Origin of the sequence: Rhodococcus sp. WWJCD1 (assembly GCF_002258735.1) — a bacterium.
Classification (GTDB): domain Bacteria; phylum Actinomycetota; class Actinomycetes; order Mycobacteriales; family Mycobacteriaceae; genus Rhodococcoides.
On the sequence record NZ_NOXY01000023.1, the window covers coordinates 33,278 to 50,027 of the forward strand.

A 16,750-nucleotide genomic window follows, 5' to 3' on the forward strand; every position below is an offset into this window, starting at 1 on the left:
CTGTCGCATCTTTTCCCAGCGGACGAAGGCCGCGATGTTCCTCGGGTAGCGGAATGCTGTCGAGGTGGTACCGACGTCGCGTAGTCTTCGGTTGGACCGGACCAGTCCGTACCGCTGGCTCGGCGATTGACCGAAAGGCCGGCGCAGTGGTGATGCCCGTACATCTGAGGGACAGTCAGGTCCCGAAACACGAACAGTTGCGCGCAATTCTGTTGCACCGCTGCACCAAGGAGCTACAGCCGGGCGACTTGATGCCGAGCGAACGCAAGCTGATGGAGGACTACGGCGTCAGCCGTATCACCGTCAGGGAAGCGATCGGGCAACTCGTCAACGACGGCCATCTGGTCCGCGTGCGTGGCAAAGGCACGTTCGTGGCCAGCCGGACCGTGCAATCTCGCCTGCATCTGGCGTCGTTCTCGGAGGAGATGCGCGCGCAGGGACTGACACCGACGACGGTTGTGCTTTTCGCCCGACTCGAAAACCCCTCGGCGGCAACCGTTCGTGCCCTCGGCCTGGCTGTCGGGGAGCAGACCTACCACGTCAAGCGCCTTCGATTGGCCGACGCGGAGCCGGTGAGCGTCGACGACGGATGGTTTCGTGCGGCCCTGCTTCCCGGCCTGATCGAACACGATCTGAGCAGGTCCGTGTACGAGGCCGTGCACACCCACTACGGCTTGACCATCGACCGGGCCGAACAGACCGTCAAAGCGACCGCGGCCGACAGTGATACGGCGACCCTGCTGGGCACCAAGCGTGGTGCGCCGGTGCTGTATTTCGACCGAGTCTCCTTCAGCGGTGACGAGCCCCTCGAACACACGGAAAGCTGGTACCGATGCGATCGATACCAGCTGTCGATGGAGGTGGAAGGGCGGCGACGCACCACGCCGCGTCGGTGAGATCAGGGCAGCTCGAACAGGGGATCACCCGTCGCCACATCGGTGCCGATGTGCGCGCTCGTGATCGAATCCGGTTTCGAATCCATCAGGACGACGGGTACCACATCGGAGTAACCCGCTGCTGCGATCGCGGCAGGGTCGTAGGTGACGACGAGATCGCCCGCTTGCACTCGATCTCCCTCGGCTGCAACGAGATCGAAGCCTTCACCTTTCATCTTCACGGTGTCGATACCGATGTGCACCAGGACGCCCGCCTTGTCGTCGGTGAAGACGACGAACGCGTGCGGATGAAGCTTGAGTATCTTGCCCGCGACCGGAGAACGAACCTCGACGGGACCGTCGCTCGCGGCCGGCCGCAGTGCAACACCGGAACCCACCATCTGCGCGGAGAACACCGGATCGGGCACCTCGCCAAGCGAGATCACTTGGCCGGCAACGGGGCTGAGGATCAGGGTGGCGTCGTTCACAGAATGTCTTCGATATCTTCTGCGAGCGTATCCGCTTCGGGGCCGACGATGACCTGAACGGCAGTGCCCTTGTGGAACACCCCGTGGGCACCCGCCGCTTTGAGTGCAGCCTCGTCGACCAACGAGCCGTCCTTCACTTCGGTGCGAAGCCGAGTGATGCACGCTTCGATCTCGACGATGTTGTCGGCACCGCCGAGGCCCTTCACGATCGCGTCCGCCTTGGACATGTTCTGTTCCTACTCTCTTCTCGGCTGCGATCCTGTCGGTTGGATCACAAGTCTGGGTTGACACGAGCTTGCCACCTGGTCAAACTACAACTGGTAATGACCGGACAGTACCCCTGATGGCACTCGGTCACAACAGTGAAATCCACCCTTGACGGACCAGCCTCGAAGAGAAGGTCGCCATGACCCCGAAGAACACGGACTCGGTCGATACCGAGACGAAGAAGGACTCCCGTTCATTGGCCGGGCTGCAACGGTTCGGTCGCAGTCTCATGCTTCCCATTGCCGTTCTGCCTGCTGCAGGAATCTTGCTGCGGCTCGGCCAAGACGACTTGCTGGGCAGATTCAGCGCGCTGGAGACCGCCGCCGCCGTCATCTCGGCCGCTGGTCAGGCTGTGTTCACCTGGCTTCCCCTGATCTTCGCCGTCGGTATAGCGATCGGCTGGGCCAAGAAGTCGGACGGCTCGACAGCGCTCGCTGCGGTCGTCGGATACATGGTGATGAACGGTGTCTTCACGGCGATGTCACCGGTGGTGCTCGACGGGAAGGTCGATGCCAACGGTGACCCGGCAGTGATCGATTACGGTGTTCTCGCGGGCATCGTCATCGGTCTGCTCTCGGCAATCCTCTGGCAGCGGTTCTACCGTCAGAAGTTGCCCGATTATCTCGGCTTCTTCAGCGGCCGCCGGCTTGTGCCGATCCTGACGGCGATCACCGGTCTTGTTGTCGCCGTTGTCATGTCGTTCGTCTACCCGCTCTTCTACAGTGCGCTCAACTGGGTCGGCAATACCGTCGCCGACCACAGCGTGGTGGGCAGCGGCATCTACGGTTTCGCCAACCGCATGCTGATTCCGACCGGACTGCACCACATTCTGAATTCCGTGGTCTGGTTCCTCGTCGGCGACTACCAGGATGCGAGCGGGCAGCTGGTGCGCGGCGACCTCAACCGGTTCTTCGCCGGCGACCCCTCCGCTGGAGTGTTCATGACCGGATTCTTCCCGATCATGATGTTCGCACTTCCCGCTGCGGCATTCGCGATCTACCGCAATGCCAAGCCGTCGCAGAAGAAGATCGTCGGTGGAATCATGTTGTCCACCGGCCTGACTGCCTTCGTCACCGGAATCACCGAGCCGCTCGAGTACTCGTTCATGTTCGTCGCCTGGCCGCTCTACATCATTCACGCAGTCCTGACCGGAACCTCGATGGCACTGACCAATGCCCTCGGAATACACGACGGATTCTTCTTCTCCGCCGGTGGCATCGACTACCTGCTGAACTACGGAATCGCCACCAAGGCATGGCTACTGATCCCCATCGGTCTCGTGTACGCGGTGATCTACTACTTCCTGTTCAGCTTCGTCATCAAGAAGTGGAACCTACGTACCCCCGGCCGTGAGGACGATGCGGTGGCCGAACCGACACAGGCATGACCGAGCACTCCACGACGTTGCGAGGGCGGGTCGTCACCGGCGAGGAGGTTATCGAGGACGGTACGGTCGTGCTGACGGGAGACCGCATCTCGTGGGTCGGACCTACTCGACTCTGGACCGGTGACGCTGTACCGCAATCCGATTCGACAATTCTCCCAGGGTTGGTCGATGTGCATTGCCACGGCGGCGCGGGGGCGTCGTTCCCCGATTCCGCAGCTGCCGATCTCATGACGGCGGTGCGGCACCACCGATCCCGCGGCACCACGACGATGCTTGCCTCTCTGGTGTCGGCACCGCCCGAACGGCTGATCGGCCAGACATCGTTGTTGGCCGATCTGTACGAGTCCGGTGACATCGCCGGGGTACACATCGAGGGTCCGTTCCTGTCGGTCGCCCGTTGCGGCGCACAGGATCCGAACTCGCTTCTCAGCGGTGATCCGGGTCTACTGGCGGACATCATCGGCGCGGGCAGGGGAGCGGTGCGGTCGATGACTCTCGCACCCGAGGTCGACGGGTTTGCGGCCGTTGCGCAGATGCTGAGAGAGAACGGCATCGTGCCGAGCATCGGGCACACGGACGCCGACGCTCTCACCACCCGCCGCGGTATCCGAACTCTGGGGAGCGGGCCCATCACGGCCACGCACCTGTTCAACGGAATGCCGACCTGGCACCACCGAGCACCGGGACCGGTGAGCGAATGCTTGGCCGCCGCGGCGCGTGGAGGCATGGTGCTCGAATTGATCGGAGACGGAGTGCATCTCGCCGACGAGACGGTGCGCGCGGTATTCGATCTCGTCGGTGCTGAGCAGATCGCGCTGGTGTCCGATGCGATGGCCGCCGCCGGTATGTCCGATGGCCGCTATCGACTCGGGCCACTGGACGTGACCGTCCATCACTCGGTCGCACGATTGTCTCGTGACACCGATCCCGAGACAGCACCGATCGCGGGTGGCACCGCGACGGTATTGGACCTGGTGCGCCGGGCCGTGCAGGACGCCGGTGTGTCGCTGGTCGAGGCAGTGCGGGCGGGGTCGTCGACACCGGCGGCGACGATCGGTCTGGGTGCGGATACCGGCCGGCTACAGCAGGGAATGCGAGCCGACGTGTTGGTGGTCGACGCGACATTCGAGCCGGTGCAGGTCATCCGGGGCGGAATCGCGATAGAGGAGGACAGCTAGATGGAGATAGTGATCCTCGACGGAGTGGACGCGGTGGATCGAACGGCCGCCGACATCGTCGAGCGAACGGTTCGGACAACCCACGTCTCAACCCCCGTATTGGGCCTGGCAACCGGATCGACGCCGGTGGGCACCTATCGCGAATTGGCGAGACGTCATCGCGACGAGGGACTGTCCTTCTCGCACTGTCGAGCGTTTCTGCTCGACGAATACATCGGTCTCGCGAGAAGTGCTGAGCAGTCGTACTTTTCGTTCATTCGCGAGAACTTCGTCGACCACGTCGATCTGGACGACGCCGCGGTGTTCTCGCCCGACGGCGAAGCGCACGACATCGCAGCGGAGGCGCAGCGGTACGACGCGGCGATTGCGGAGGCGGGCGGCATCGATGTTCAGATCCTGGGAATCGGGACAGACGGGCACATCGGCTTCAACGAGCCCGGGTCCTCGTTGCGGTCCAGGACTCGGGTGAAGACGCTGACCGAACAGACCCGTACCGACAATGCGCGCTTCTTCGACTCGCCCGATGCAGTGCCACATCACGTGCTGACGCAGGGCCTCGGCACCATCGACGAAGCGCGTCACCTCGTCTTGATCGCGACGGGCGAATCGAAGGCAGAAGCTGTGGCTGCGGCTGTCGAGGGGCCGTTGTCGGCACACTGCCCGGCATCGGTGATTCAGTGGCACCCTCACGTGAGCGTGCTGTTGGACGACGCTGCAGCGTCGTCCCTGGCTCTGGCGGAGTACTACCGATACGCCTACGCCAACAAGCCTGGGTGGCAACACTTGTGAATCAACTGCGGGTGTGAATCAACTGCGGGCGAACTCCGATGCGCGGGCGATCTGCTCGTCCGACGGCCGAACCCCGGTGTAGAGAACGAATTGCTCCGCCGCTTGCAGGGCGATGACCTCGGCACCGGTGATCACGGGCTTGTTCGCCGCTCGGGCTGCCACGATCAGCGGCGTCTCCGACGGCATGGCGACCACGTCGAACACGGCCTGCGCCGCGCCGATCTGTTCGGCGGTGAACGGTGTGGAATCGGCTCCGGGCCCTCCGGCCATGCCGAGCGGGGTGACGTTCACCAACAGATCTGCGGGCACTGCCACGGCAGACCATTCGTAGCCGTAGGTCTCGGCAAGGGCCGGGCCGGTGCTCGCGTTACGGGCGACGACGGTGCCGCGGGTGAAACCCGAATCTCGTAGTGCTGCAACCACAGCCTTTGCCATGCCGCCGCTGCCGGTGACGGCCACCGAGAACTCGGGCGACACGGAATGGGTTGCCAGCAGGTTCGCTACGGCCTGATAGTCCGTGTTGTAGGCGTGCAGAACGCCGCTCTCGTTGACGATGGTGTTGACGGATTCGATTGCGCTCGCCGACTCGTGCATCACGTCGACCAGTTCGATGACATCTTCCTTGAACGGCATGGAGACGGCACAGCCTCGAATGCCCAGCGCGCGAACGCCACCCACGGCGGCGGGAAGATCGGTGGTGGTGAATGCCTTGTAGACGAAGTTCAGGCCCAACTCGTCGTACAGATAATTGTGGAAGCGTGTTCCGAAGTTGCTCGGTCGGCCGGACAGAGACATGCAGAGCTGGGTCTCACGGTTGAGAAAGCTGCGCGACGGTGCCGTTGACATTGGCTCGACACTACTCTTGGCACGTCGACGCGACCGAAACCAGAGCACCCCGATCGGCCTCGGTGATCGGTAGCTCGTACTGCGCGGCCACCGTGAGGTACTTGCCCGCGTAGAAGCAGTGGTACGCAGGATTGGGCGGCATCCACTGCGACGGTGTCTTGTCGCTCTTGGTCTGGTTGTCGGCTCCGTTGACCGCCAGCAGATTGAAGGCGATGTCGTTGGCGAACCGAATGCGCTTGTCGGGCAACCACATGTTCGCCCCCATGTCCCAGGCAGCCGACAGGGGATAGACGTGGTCGATCTGAATCTTCCCGGCATCGGATTTGGTGAACTGCAGCCGTTCACCGGAGTACGGGTCTGCGAGCGAACCCGACAGGACGACGCAGTCACGGGTGCCTGCGCGGAACTCGATCTCCGTCATCGACAGCGCCAGTACGTTGTCGCGAGTTCCGCAACCGTCGTGGCCGCCCGGCCCGTCGTAATCGTCGGTCCAGGCGGGTCCGAACACGCAGCCTTCGCCGCTCTTGCATCCACGCTCGTACCCGAGGGCGTCGGGCCGCGCGGCGACCACTCGAACCTGGTCCAGCAATTGCTCGATCTGCACCCGGGTGGGGCTGCCAGGTGCGGGCGCGGCAGGGGAGAAGCCGGGGATGACGGATCGGTCGCACGATCCGAAAGTAGCCATCACCACCGCGGCGACCACCAGCGCCGCCGCTACCCACAGTTTTCTCACACACGCCCCATCGTCGTTCTCCCGCAGTCGGCCTTCGCGGCAGCAGTGTGCCGGACGGTACCGACACACTTGCGGAATTCGGCTGCCAGGGTGAATTCAGCGGACTTCGACGACAACCTTGCCGGCCACGTGCCCGTTCTCGACGAGGGCGAGGGCCTCACCTGCGCGCTCGAGCGGGAAGATGTTGTCGATGCGCGGAGTCAGCACGCCCGACGCGGTCAGGTCTGCCAACCGTGCGAACGCAGCGGTCGTGCGATCGCGATCGACTCCCGAACCACCCCATTCGGACGCCAGCACCGGGTCTGCGACGCTCACGATCGGTGTGCCCGACCCGACGGCACTCGCCGCCGCACGCAACGTCTCTCCGCCGACGAGATCGACGATGGCGTCCACCGGCCGGGTGACCGCGAACGAGATATCACTGCCGGATTCGAGGAACCGGGCACCGAGGCTCTCGATCCACTCCCGTTTGCCCGCGCTCGCCACTGCCACGATGGCGATTCCGTCCGCCCGAGCGAGTTGCAGTACGGCCGAACCCACACCGCCACCCGCGCCCAGCACGAGAACGGTATCGCCGGCACTCGTGGCCAACTGGCGTAGCGCGTCGTACGCGGTTCCCGCCGCGACCGGCAGAGTGGCCGCCGCGGACCAGGAGACCGTCTCGGGCTTGTGAGCGGTGCTCGACGCATTGAACACGGTGTACTGCGCGTAGCCGCCGTGTCCCGACGCGGTTGCCCCGAAGACGTGGTCGCCCACCGAAAAGTCGGTCACACCGGCACCGACATCCACGACGGTGCCCGACGCTTCCCGCCCGAGCACTGCCGGCAGAGTGATCTGCACCGTGTCTTTGCGGGTGCCCTTCCGCACCTTCCAATCTGCGGGATTCACCCCTGCCGCGTGCACCGCGACGAGAATCTGGCCCGGTCCGGGCTCGGCAACGGGTAACTCGAGGAGGGACTCGGTTTCGGGTCCGCCGTATTCGCTGAAGCCGTACGCGATCATGTGACCACTGTGCCCTATTCTCGAACGGATCGGCACCGCGTCGAGCAGCCTCGTCGGCCTGCCTCACCGAGGTGATGTCGGTGTGTCCTGGTTGGATGGACCGATGTTGCACGGTCTGTGGTCTCCGGGTGCGGGGCTGATGCTGTGGGACGACGAGATCACCACCGGCGAGGAACCCGACCTGCCCTCGGCTCATGCGCAGGTACTCACCCGAACGTTTCGCCATCGAGCTGCGGTGTCGTTTCCGACCGCTGGACACACTGCGATCGCCAAAACTCCGGTGCAGATTCCGGCCGTCGCGCTCGCGCCGCACGATGCGGCAGACCTGCTGCTGCGAACGCCATCCCACCACGCGCTGATCTCCGGGGACTTACGTTTTCTGGCGCACGTCACCCGTGGAATCGAACGTTGGGTCCGCGGTGGGCGGGTTGTTCCTGCGCTGAAATTGATCGACGGGCAGTGGTGGCCACGGTGGCGTCTGGTCGGCGGTGAGCGTCAGCGAGCCTGGCTCAGCGAACTCGCCGTGTCGATGCCGTCTGTGCAGCGAGCGAACGAGCGATCCAGGAAGATTCTCGACGACATGGTCGACGAGCTCACCGATCCGATCGTCAGATCGCTTCTGGGCAGACCCGACTCGGAACATCCGCTGCTGTCGGCTCTGGTTCGGGACGACCCGTACAGCGATGGCACTCAACAGATCTCGACCCTGTTGGAGAAGTGGCGGGCAAGCCTGACCGTGGACGAACCGTCCCTGGTGTTGCGCCTGCTCGAACCCGATGACGACGAGGTCGACGGTCCCGAAGTCGCAGTGGCCCATGGCATCGTCGACGAGTCGGCGGAATCGATGTGGACCTTGCAGGTGTGTTTGCGGGCAGACGGCGAAGCGCCGCGGCCGGTGCCGATGAGCCGCAAGGTCGATGCCACGTTGCTGTCGATCGCCGTGCGCAAACTCGGCGACGCGGTTGCCGCGTACCCGAGGCTGCGTGATCTGCCCTCCCAGGAAGGCACCCTGGATCTGCTGCTCCCCACCTCGGTCGTCATCGATCTGGTCGAACACGGTGCTACGGCGCTGCAGGCCACAGGAACGACGGTGTTGCTGCCGCGCGCATGGACCAGGCTGGATCCATCGATGAGGTTGCGCGTCGAGTCACCTGCAGTGACCAAAGCTGCTGCTGATCGCGCGGTCGGCATGGACGAGTTGGTGTCCTACGACTGGCAGCTCCAACTGGGCGACATGGTGCTCACCGAAGCCGAGATGAACAGACTCGCCGTGTCCAAGGGTGATCTCGTTCGGCTTCGGGGTCAGTGGGTGTTGGCCGACGGCGGTCAGCTGGCGCGAGCAGCGAAATACGTCGCGGAGCATCACGGCGACGGAACCCCGTTGAGCACGCTGATGCGCGAGATGACCCTGGCCGATCCGCCGCCGGCCCCGGTCCAGGACATTCGTGCCACCGGCTGGGCGGCCACGCTGCTCGAGCCCGGTGCGGTGCCCGAGAAAATCCCCGTGCCCGATGGCGTGAATGCAGTGCTCCGGCCCTACCAGCAGCGAGGACTCGACTGGCTCGCATTCATGAGTCGGCTCGGTCTCGGAGCGGTGCTCGCCGACGACATGGGTCTGGGCAAAACATTGCAAGTGCTCACACTCCTTGCCCACGAGCAACATCCGAAGCCGACACTGCTGGTGGCTCCGATGTCGGTGGTCGGCAATTGGCAACGTGAGGCTGCGAAGTTCACGCCTGCACTGCGGGTCCTCGTGCACCACGGCCCGGCTCGGTCGAAGGGCGACGAGCTCGACCGAGAGATCGCCCAGCACGACCTGATCGTCACCACCTATGCGCTGATGGCCAAGGACCGCGCGCAGCTCTCGGAACAGACGTGGCGGCGCGTGGTGCTCGACGAGGCGCAACACATCAAGAACGCCGGCACCGTTCAAGCGAAAGCGGCGCTCGCCATCCCGGCGGAACACAAGTTGGCTCTCACCGGTACGCCCGTGGAGAACCGTCTCGACGAGCTCAGATCCATTCTCGATTTCGCCAATCCGGGAATGCTGGGAAGGCCGTCCGATTTCCGTAAGCGATTCTCGGTACCCATCGAGCGCGAGAACGACGAGAACGCCGTCTCACGTCTGCGGGCGATCACGTCGCCGTTCATTCTGCGACGCGTCAAGACCGATCCGACGGTCATCTCGGATCTGCCCGAGAAGAACGAGATGACAGTGCGCGCCAACCTCACCGCCGAGCAGGCTGCGCTGTACAAGGCGGTCGTCGACGAGATGATGGCGCAGATCGCCGATGCGAAGGGTATGAAACGCAAGGGCGCGGTGTTGTCCGCACTCACTCGACTCAAGCAGGTGTGCAATCACCCGGCCCATTTCCTGTCCGACGGTTCGTCGGTGCTCAAGAAAGGTCAGCACCGGTCCGGCAAAATCGGTCTGGTCGAGGACATGCTCGATTCGATTCTGGGCGACAACGAAAAGGTGTTGTTGTTCACGCAGTTCAGGGAGTTCGGCGAACTCGTTGCGCCGTATTTCGCTGATCGTTTCGGAGCCGAAGTGCCCTTCCTGCACGGCGGAGTGAGCAAGACCAAGCGCGATGCGATGGTGGAGAGGTTCCAGAGCGACGACGGCCCGCCGATCATGATGCTCTCGCTCAAGGCGGGTGGTACCGGACTGAATCTCACAGCCGCCAATCATGTTGTGCACCTGGACCGTTGGTGGAACCCGGCGGTCGAGAACCAGGCGACGGACCGGGCCTTCCGCATCGGGCAGCGTAAGAACGTCGAGGTGCGCAAACTGTTGTGTGTCGGCACCGTGGAGGAGCGAATCGACTCGATGCTCGTCTCGAAGCAGGGCCTGGCAGATCTGGCAGTGGGCACCGGGGAGAGCTGGGTGACCGAAATGGACACCGCGGAACTGCAGGAGCTGTTCCGGCTCAGCGAAGATGCGGTGGGTGAGTGATGGTCGACTTCTCGCAGTACGGCAAGCGTCGACAAGCAAAGGGCGGCATCGAGTCTCGGAACAAGCGAGGGGCCTTCGGGCAGACGTGGTGGGGCAGACACTTCGTCGCTGCAATGGAGGACCTGGCCGATCCGGGTCGTATCGCGCGGGGGAGAACGTACGCGCGTCAGGGTCAGGTTCTCACTCTCGGCGTCGAACGTGGGCAGATCTACGGCGAGGTGCAGGGCAGCCAACTGGAGCCCTTCTCGGCCTCGGTCACGGTCGAACCGCTGACCTCCGGTGAGGTGGCCGCGCTCGTCGATCGGGTGCGATCGAATCCCGGGATGCTTGCCGAACTGGCATCGAATGCCATTCCGCAGGCATTGGCTTCGATGTTGCTGCCACACGACAAGGGCCAGCTCGATTTCGATTGCACGTGCCCCGACGACGGGTGGCCGTGCAAGCACGCGGCAGCGCTGATGTACATCGCAGCCGAACACATCGACGCGTCCGCGGCCACCATCCTGACGCTGCGCGGAGTAGATCTCGACCAACTGATCGAGGGCGTGGGCGACGGAGGCGACGAGTTCGATGCCGACGACTGGTTCGCCGATCGTGCGTCGTTCCCCGACCTTCCTCAGGTGACGTTCGCACCCGCAATGGACGACCTCGACCCGTTGATCCTGCGTCGAGTTTTCCGCGCCGACGGGTCCAACGAGGCGGAGGTCAGCCGAGCGTGCGCTGACCTGAGGCAGTTCTACGACCGAATGTGACGGAATCTGGACTTACGTGGACATCCGACTATAGGATGGGCGTACTTCAATTTCCAGGCTCGAGGACGGACTGATTCCATGGCTCGCGAACTCACACACTTCATCGGCGGCAAGCACGTAGCCGGAACCTCCGGAAAATTCGGGGATGTCTTCGATCCGAATACCGGCGAGGTGCAGGCTCGTGTCCCCCTCGCCGATGTGTCCGAGGTCGAGGCTGCGATCGCCGACGCCGAACAGGCCCAACGTGAGTGGGCAACGTGGAACCCGCAGCGACGCGCACGCGTGCTGATGAAATTCCTCGCATTGGTCACTCGCGACATGGACGAGCTCGCGCGTCTGTTGTCCTCCGAGCACGGCAAGACGATCGCCGATGCCAAGGGCGACATCCAGCGTGGCGTCGAAGTCGTCGAATTCGCCGTCGGCGTCCCACATCTGCTCAAGGGTGAGTACACCGAGGGGGCCGGTGGCGGCATCGACGTCTACTCGATGCGTCAGCCGCTCGGCGTCGTCGCAGGCATCACCCCGTTCAACTTCCCTGCAATGATTCCGCTGTGGAAGGCAGGCCCTGCCATCGCCTGCGGTAACGCGTTCATCCTCAAGCCCTCCGAGCGGGACCCGTCCGTGCCGCTCAAGCTCGCCGAGCTGTTCCTCGAGGCAGGACTCCCGCCGGGCGTGTTCAACGTCGTCAACGGCGGCAAGGACGCTGTCGACGTGCTGCTCACCGACGATCGGGTCAAGGCCATCGGTTTCGTCGGCTCGACCCCCATCGCCCAGTACATCTACGAGACCGCAGCCCAGCAGGGCAAGCGCGCACAGTGCTTCGGCGGAGCCAAGAACCACGCCCTGGTGATGCCCGATGCCGATCTCGACGAGGTGGCCGATGCACTGCTCGGAGCCGCGTACGGTTCGGCAGGCGAGCGGTGCATGGCGATTTCCGTCGCGGTTCCGGTCGGCGAGGAGACCGCAGATGCGCTCGTCGCCAAACTCACCGAGCGAGTGGCGAAGCTGAAGATCGGCCGCAGCGACGACGAGAACGCGGATTTCGGCCCGCTCGTGGGCAGCGATGCCTTGAAGCGAGTCAACGACTACACCCAGATCGGCGTGGACGAGGGTGCCGAACTGGTCGTGGACGGGCGCGGTTTCAGCCTGGCCGGCCACGAGAACGGATTCTTCGCGGGCGCAACACTGTTCGACAAGGTGACCACCGACATGCGGATCTACAAGGAAGAGATCTTCGGACCCGTACTGATCGTCGTCCGCGCGAAGGACTACGAGGATGCGCTGCGCCTGCCCACCGAGCACGAGTACGGCAACGGCGTCTCGATCTTCACCCGCGACGGCGACACCGCTCGCGACTTCTGCTCCCGCGTCCAGGTCGGCATGGTCGGCGTCAACGTGCCGATTCCGGTGCCGATCGCGTATCACACGTTCGGTGGTTGGAAGCGTTCGGGATTCGGCGATCTGAACCAGCACGGACCGGACTCGATCCGCTTCTACACCAAGACCAAGACCGTCACCCAGCGTTGGCCGTCGGGCACCAAGGAAGCAGCTGCGCAGAATCACTTCGTCATTCCGAACATGGACTGATCGGCCATGTTCACGTTGAACGAGGACGAGCGTGCCATCAACGACACAGCTCGCGACTTCGCGGACGAGTTCCTCGCACCGAACGCCGTCGAGTGGGATCAGCAGAAGCACTTTCCGGTGGACGTTCTGCGCAAGGCCGCCGGACTCGGGATGGGCGGCATCTACATTCGCGAGGACGTCGGTGGATCGGGCTTGACCCGAGTCGACGCCGTACGAATTTTCGAGCAACTCGCCACCGGGGACCCGTCCATCGCGGCGTACATCTCCATCCACAACATGGTTGCGTGGATGGTCGACACCTACGGAAACGACGAGCAACGGCAGCGATGGCTTCCGGGACTGTGCTCGATGGACCAATTGGGTAGCTACTGCCTCACCGAACCCGGCGCTGGATCCGATGCGGCAAAGCTCGGTACCAAAGCCGTCCGCGACGGTGACGAGTACGTGCTGGACGGCGTCAAGCAGTTCATCTCCGGCGCAGGCACTTCCGAGGTGTACGTCGTCATGGCCCGCACCGGAGAGCCGGGTCCCCGCGGCATCTCGGCGTTCATCGTGCCCAAGGACACCGCAGGACTGTCGTTCGGAGCGAACGAGAAGAAGATGGGGTGGAACGCTCAACCCACCCGCCAGGTGATCTTCGAAGGTGCTCGCGTTCCGGCTGCGAATCTGCTCGGCGGGGAGGGCGACGGATTTCGTATCGCGATGAACGGGCTCAACGGCGGACGCATCAACATCGCCGCGTGCTCGATCGGCGGCGCACAGGCCGCTCTCGACAAGGCAGTTGCGTACCTCGCCGACCGCAATGCATTCGGTGCGCGACTGCTCGACTCGCAGGCCCTGCAGTTTCGGTTGGCGGATTTCAAGACCGAACTCGAAGCCGCCAGAACCCTGCTGTGGCGAGCTGCGGACGGGTTGCAGAACGACGCGGCCGACAAGGTCGAAATGTGCGCGATGGCCAAGCGTTTCGGCACCGATACCGGATTCGACGTCGCCAACGGCGCGCTGCAGCTTCTCGGCGGATACGGTTACCTCGCCGAGTACGGTGTCGAGAAAATCGTCCGTGACCTACGGGTCCACCAGATTCTGGAAGGTACCAACGAGATCATGCGCGTCGTCGTTGCTCGTTCGATCGTGGGTGCGGCGTGAGTGACGTTCTCCTCGAGGTGTCCGGCGGGATCGGTCGCATCACGCTCAATCGCCCGAAAGCCATCAACGCCCTCTCACACGCGATGGTGCAACAGATCGCTCCGACGTTGGCGCAGTGGGCAACCGACGACACCGTCGACGCCGTCCTGTTGACCGGTGCCGGCGAACGGGGGCTGTGCGCCGGTGGCGACATCGTCTCGATCTACCACGACGCCAAAGACGGCGGTAGCGGCAGCAAGGACTTCTGGCGCGACGAGTACGTGCTCAATGCCGCGATCGCCCGATTCCCGAAGCCCTTCGTCGCGATCATGGACGGCATCGTCATGGGCGGAGGAGTAGGACTGTCGGCGCACGCGAACACTCGCATCGTGACCGAGCGTTCCAAGATCGCGATGCCCGAGGTGGGCATCGGCTTCGTCCCCGATGTCGGTGGCACGTACCTGCTCTCGCGCGCACCCGGCGAGATCGGCACCCACTTCGCGCTCACCACGGCACGAATGAACGCGGCCGACGCCATCGCGGTCGGATTCGCCGACCATTACGTTCCGTCGGAGAAGCTCGAGAAGTTCTACGCGGCTCTCGAAACCGTCAGCGTCGGCGAGGCCGTTGCGACGTTCAGCGAGCCTGCGCCGGAGTCCGCAATCGCCGGTCAGCAGGACTGGATCGACGAATGCTATGCGGGCGACGATGTGCAAGGCATCGTCGACGCCCTGGCCGCCAGCCCGTTACCGGAGGCGCAGCAGGCAAGCAAGGACATCGCGTCCAAGTCGCCGGTGTCGCTCGCGGTGACACTGCGGTCTCTGCGTCGGGCTGCGACGCTGCCGTCGCTCGAGGCCGTGCTGAACGAGGAGTACCGCGTGTCGGTCGCGTCACTGAGCAGTCACGATCTGGTGGAGGGTATCCGTGCACAGGTAGTCGAGAAGGATCGCAATCCGCAGTGGCAGCCGGCCACATCGGCGGACGTCACAGCCGAGGACATCGACCGATACTTCGCGCCCCTGGGGGACTCCGAACTCGGCCTCGCCCGAGCACACACAGAAGGTGAGCAGTCATGAGCGAGAAAACGATCGGCTTCATCGGTCTCGGCCACATGGGCGGACCGATGGCCGCCAATCTGGCTGCGGCCGGCTACACCGTGCAAGGCTTCGATCTGGTGCCTGCGGCGCTCGAACAAGCAGCGAAAGACGGCGTCACTGTGGTGGAGTCGGCAGTCGCTGCGGTCGCAGATGCCGACATCGTCATCACGATGCTGCCCAACGGCAGGCTCGTCCTCGGCCTTTATGCCGACCTGCTGCCCGCGGCCGCACCGGGAACGCTGTTCATCGACTCCTCGACCATCGACGTCGCCGACGCCCACGCCGCGCACACGCTGGTTCGCGAGGCCGGTCATCGCAGTCTCGACGCGCCGGTCTCGGGTGGAGTCGGGGGAGCCGCAGCAGGAACGCTCACCTTCATGGTGGGCGGTTCGGAGGAAGACTTCTCCTCTGCCGCAGCAGTTCTCGATGTCATGGGCCGTAAGGTGGTGCACTGCGGCGCAGCGGGCAACGGCCAGGCCGCCAAGATCTGCAACAACATGATCCTCGGAGTATCGATGATCGCCATCAGCGAGGCCTTCGTGCTGGGGGAGAAGCTCGGCCTGAGCAACCAGGCACTGTTCGACGTGGCATCGACTGCGTCCGGTCAATGTTGGGCGCTCACCACCAACTGCCCGGTGCCCGGACCTGTTCCGACGAGCCCGGCAAACAACGAGTACAAGCCCGGATTCGCTGCGGCGCTCATGGACAAGGACCTGGGTCTGGCTGCGAATGCTCTGCGCGACAACGGGGTCGAGGGAGTGCTCGGCCTGCGCGCAGCCGAACTCTACGCGCGGTTCAAGGAAACGTCCGGCGGGGGAACCGACGTGGACTTCTCCGGCATCATCAACGACATCCGCGAACGCTCGAACGGAGCCGGCCAGTGACCGAGTACGAGACCATCCTGCTCGAGCGTCGAGGACGCGTCGGCATCATCACGCTCAACCGCCCGAAGGCGTTGAACGCGCTGAACTCCCAGTTGATGCGTGAGGTCGTCTCGGTGGTCGAGGAACTCGATGCAGACTCCGAGATCGGTGCCATTCTGATCACCGGATCCGAGCGAGCCTTCGCGGCCGGTGCCGACATCAAGGAGATGCAGCCGAAGTCGTACATGGACGTCTACCTCGACGACTTCTTCGCGGCGTGGGACCGATTGGCATCGGCGCGGACGCCGTTGATCGCGGCGGTGTCCGGCTATGCACTCGGCGGTGGATGCGAGCTCGCCATGCTCTGTGATGTGCTGATTGCTTCGGACACAGCGGTATTCGGGCAACCCGAGATCAAGCTGGGCGTCATTCCGGGAATCGGCGGGTCACAGCGGTTGACGCGTGCGGTGGGCAAGGCCAAGGCCATGGAGATGTGTCTGACCGGTCGCAACATGAAGGTCGAGGAAGCCGAGCGCGCGGGGCTCGTCTCGCGCATCGTGCCGGCCGCGGACCTCCTCGACGACGCCATCGCGACCGCGACCACCATCGCCGAAATGTCGCTCCCGATCGTCATGATGGCGAAGGAAGCGGTGAACAGATCGTTCGAGTCGAGTTTGAGCGAAGGCGTTCTGTTCGAGCGCCGGGTGTTCCATTCTGCCTTCGCAACCGAGGACCAGAAGGAAGGCATGTCGGCTTTCATCGAGAAGCGGACGCCGAACTTCCAGCACCGCTAGGGCCGGTCCGC

At 64.0% G+C, this 16,750-nt stretch carries 16 protein-coding genes; 11 read left to right on the forward strand and 5 right to left on the reverse strand.

The window, feature by feature from the left end; all coding sequences use genetic code 11:
- The first annotated feature begins 149 nt into the window (after nt 1–149).
- Nucleotides 150–896 carry a GntR family transcriptional regulator gene (locus CH286_RS16550; RefSeq protein ID WP_032379495.1) on the forward strand — a complete coding sequence of 249 codons (747 nt, stop codon included), beginning with the start codon at nt 150–152 and terminating at the stop codon, nt 894–896.
- A 2-nt stretch (nt 897–898) separates the two neighbouring features.
- Here the strand turns inward: CH286_RS16550 and CH286_RS16555 are convergent, their stop codons facing one another.
- Both CH286_RS16555 and CH286_RS16560 read right to left on the reverse strand, forming a co-directional pair.
- A complete protein-coding gene (locus CH286_RS16555; protein WP_032378915.1) occupies nt 899–1,363 on the reverse strand; it encodes a PTS sugar transporter subunit IIA in 465 nt (154 codons plus the stop codon).
- Nucleotides 1,360–1,590: a glucose PTS transporter subunit EIIB gene (locus tag CH286_RS16560; protein ID WP_032378914.1), complete on the reverse strand. Its 231-nt coding sequence runs from the start codon at nt 1,588–1,590 to the stop codon at nt 1,360–1,362. Before CH286_RS16560 ends, CH286_RS16555 begins: the two co-directional genes overlap by 4 nt.
- Before the next feature lie 179 nt (nt 1,591–1,769).
- Here CH286_RS16560 and CH286_RS16565 point away from each other — a divergent pair, with 179 nt between their 5' ends.
- The 3 genes from CH286_RS16565 to nagB are packed head-to-tail and all read left to right on the forward strand — an operon-like array spanning nt 1,770 to nt 4,984.
- On the forward strand, nt 1,770–3,017 hold the full coding sequence (locus CH286_RS16565; RefSeq protein WP_052077587.1) for a PTS transporter subunit EIIC: 1,248 nt from the start codon (nt 1,770–1,772) through the stop codon (nt 3,015–3,017).
- The gene (locus tag CH286_RS16570) at nt 3,014–4,195 is read left to right on the forward strand and encodes an N-acetylglucosamine-6-phosphate deacetylase (RefSeq protein WP_094609793.1); all 1,182 of its coding nucleotides are present in this window, start codon (nt 3,014–3,016) and stop codon (nt 4,193–4,195) included. The genes CH286_RS16565 and CH286_RS16570 overlap by 4 nt, the downstream gene beginning before the upstream one ends.
- Nucleotides 4,196–4,984 carry a glucosamine-6-phosphate deaminase gene (gene nagB / locus CH286_RS16575; RefSeq protein WP_032402887.1) on the forward strand — a complete coding sequence of 263 codons (789 nt, stop codon included), beginning with the start codon at nt 4,196–4,198 and terminating at the stop codon, nt 4,982–4,984.
- A gap of 18 nt (nt 4,985–5,002) precedes the next feature.
- Here the strand turns inward: nagB and CH286_RS16580 are convergent, their stop codons facing one another.
- The 3 genes from CH286_RS16580 to CH286_RS16590 form a co-directional block, all read right to left on the reverse strand.
- Nucleotides 5,003–5,830 carry a shikimate 5-dehydrogenase gene (locus CH286_RS16580; RefSeq protein ID WP_094609794.1) on the reverse strand — a complete coding sequence of 276 codons (828 nt, stop codon included), beginning with the start codon at nt 5,828–5,830 and terminating at the stop codon, nt 5,003–5,005.
- Between the two features lie 10 nt (nt 5,831–5,840).
- On the reverse strand, nt 5,841–6,563 hold the full coding sequence (locus tag CH286_RS16585) for an HNH endonuclease family protein (protein WP_441347126.1): 723 nt from the start codon (nt 6,561–6,563) through the stop codon (nt 5,841–5,843).
- 96 nt (nt 6,564–6,659) lie between these two features.
- Entirely contained in the window at nt 6,660–7,565 is a 906-nt protein-coding gene (locus CH286_RS16590; RefSeq protein WP_094609795.1) for an NADP-dependent oxidoreductase, read from the reverse strand.
- A 103-nt stretch (nt 7,566–7,668) separates the two neighbouring features.
- Here CH286_RS16590 and CH286_RS16595 point away from each other — a divergent pair, with 103 nt between their 5' ends.
- The 7 genes from CH286_RS16595 (at nt 7,669) to CH286_RS16625 (ending at nt 16,739) form a co-directional block, all read left to right on the forward strand.
- The gene (locus CH286_RS16595) at nt 7,669–10,521 is read left to right on the forward strand and encodes a DEAD/DEAH box helicase (protein ID WP_094609796.1); all 2,853 of its coding nucleotides are present in this window, start codon (nt 7,669–7,671) and stop codon (nt 10,519–10,521) included.
- Nucleotides 10,521–11,273: an SWIM zinc finger family protein gene (locus CH286_RS16600; protein WP_032378907.1), complete on the forward strand. Its 753-nt coding sequence runs from the start codon at nt 10,521–10,523 to the stop codon at nt 11,271–11,273. The genes CH286_RS16595 and CH286_RS16600 overlap by 1 nt, the downstream gene beginning before the upstream one ends.
- Before the next feature lie 78 nt (nt 11,274–11,351).
- Nucleotides 11,352–12,860, forward strand: a complete 1,509-nt coding sequence (locus tag CH286_RS16605; protein WP_032402882.1) for a CoA-acylating methylmalonate-semialdehyde dehydrogenase — start codon at nt 11,352–11,354, stop codon at nt 12,858–12,860.
- 6 nt (nt 12,861–12,866) lie between these two features.
- Nucleotides 12,867–14,006, forward strand: coding sequence for an isobutyryl-CoA dehydrogenase (locus CH286_RS16610; protein ID WP_037154562.1), 1,140 nt, complete (start codon nt 12,867–12,869; stop codon nt 14,004–14,006).
- The gene (locus CH286_RS16615; protein WP_094609797.1) at nt 14,003–15,061 is read left to right on the forward strand and encodes an enoyl-CoA hydratase/isomerase family protein; all 1,059 of its coding nucleotides are present in this window, start codon (nt 14,003–14,005) and stop codon (nt 15,059–15,061) included. The genes CH286_RS16610 and CH286_RS16615 overlap by 4 nt, the downstream gene beginning before the upstream one ends.
- On the forward strand, nt 15,058–15,966 hold the full coding sequence (mmsB, locus tag CH286_RS16620; protein WP_032402879.1) for a 3-hydroxyisobutyrate dehydrogenase: 909 nt from the start codon (nt 15,058–15,060) through the stop codon (nt 15,964–15,966). The genes CH286_RS16615 and mmsB overlap by 4 nt, the downstream gene beginning before the upstream one ends.
- A complete protein-coding gene (locus tag CH286_RS16625; RefSeq protein ID WP_037154553.1) occupies nt 15,963–16,739 on the forward strand; it encodes an enoyl-CoA hydratase in 777 nt (258 codons plus the stop codon). The genes mmsB and CH286_RS16625 overlap by 4 nt, the downstream gene beginning before the upstream one ends.
- The last annotated feature ends 11 nt before the right edge of the window (nt 16,740–16,750 follow it).

Coding starts and splice junctions, on each gene's coding strand:
- mmsB (WP_032402879.1), top strand. CDS start 15,058: ATGAGCGAGAAAACGATCGGCTTCATCGGTCTCGGCCACATGGGCGGA.
- CH286_RS16580 (WP_094609794.1), bottom strand. CDS start 5,830: ATGTCAACGGCACCGTCGCGCAGCTTTCTCAACCGTGAGACCCAGCTC.
- CH286_RS16570 (WP_094609793.1), top strand. CDS start 3,014: ATGACCGAGCACTCCACGACGTTGCGAGGGCGGGTCGTCACCGGCGAG.
- CH286_RS16600 (WP_032378907.1), top strand. CDS start 10,521: ATGGTCGACTTCTCGCAGTACGGCAAGCGTCGACAAGCAAAGGGCGGC.
- CH286_RS16590 (WP_094609795.1), bottom strand. CDS start 7,565: ATGATCGCGTACGGCTTCAGCGAATACGGCGGACCCGAAACCGAGTCC.
- nagB (WP_032402887.1), top strand. CDS start 4,196: ATGGAGATAGTGATCCTCGACGGAGTGGACGCGGTGGATCGAACGGCC.
- CH286_RS16560 (WP_032378914.1), bottom strand. CDS start 1,590: ATGTCCAAGGCGGACGCGATCGTGAAGGGCCTCGGCGGTGCCGACAAC.
- CH286_RS16610 (WP_037154562.1), top strand. CDS start 12,867: ATGTTCACGTTGAACGAGGACGAGCGTGCCATCAACGACACAGCTCGC.
- CH286_RS16605 (WP_032402882.1), top strand. CDS start 11,352: ATGGCTCGCGAACTCACACACTTCATCGGCGGCAAGCACGTAGCCGGA.
- CH286_RS16595 (WP_094609796.1), top strand. CDS start 7,669: ATGTTGCACGGTCTGTGGTCTCCGGGTGCGGGGCTGATGCTGTGGGAC.
- CH286_RS16565 (WP_052077587.1), top strand. CDS start 1,770: ATGACCCCGAAGAACACGGACTCGGTCGATACCGAGACGAAGAAGGAC.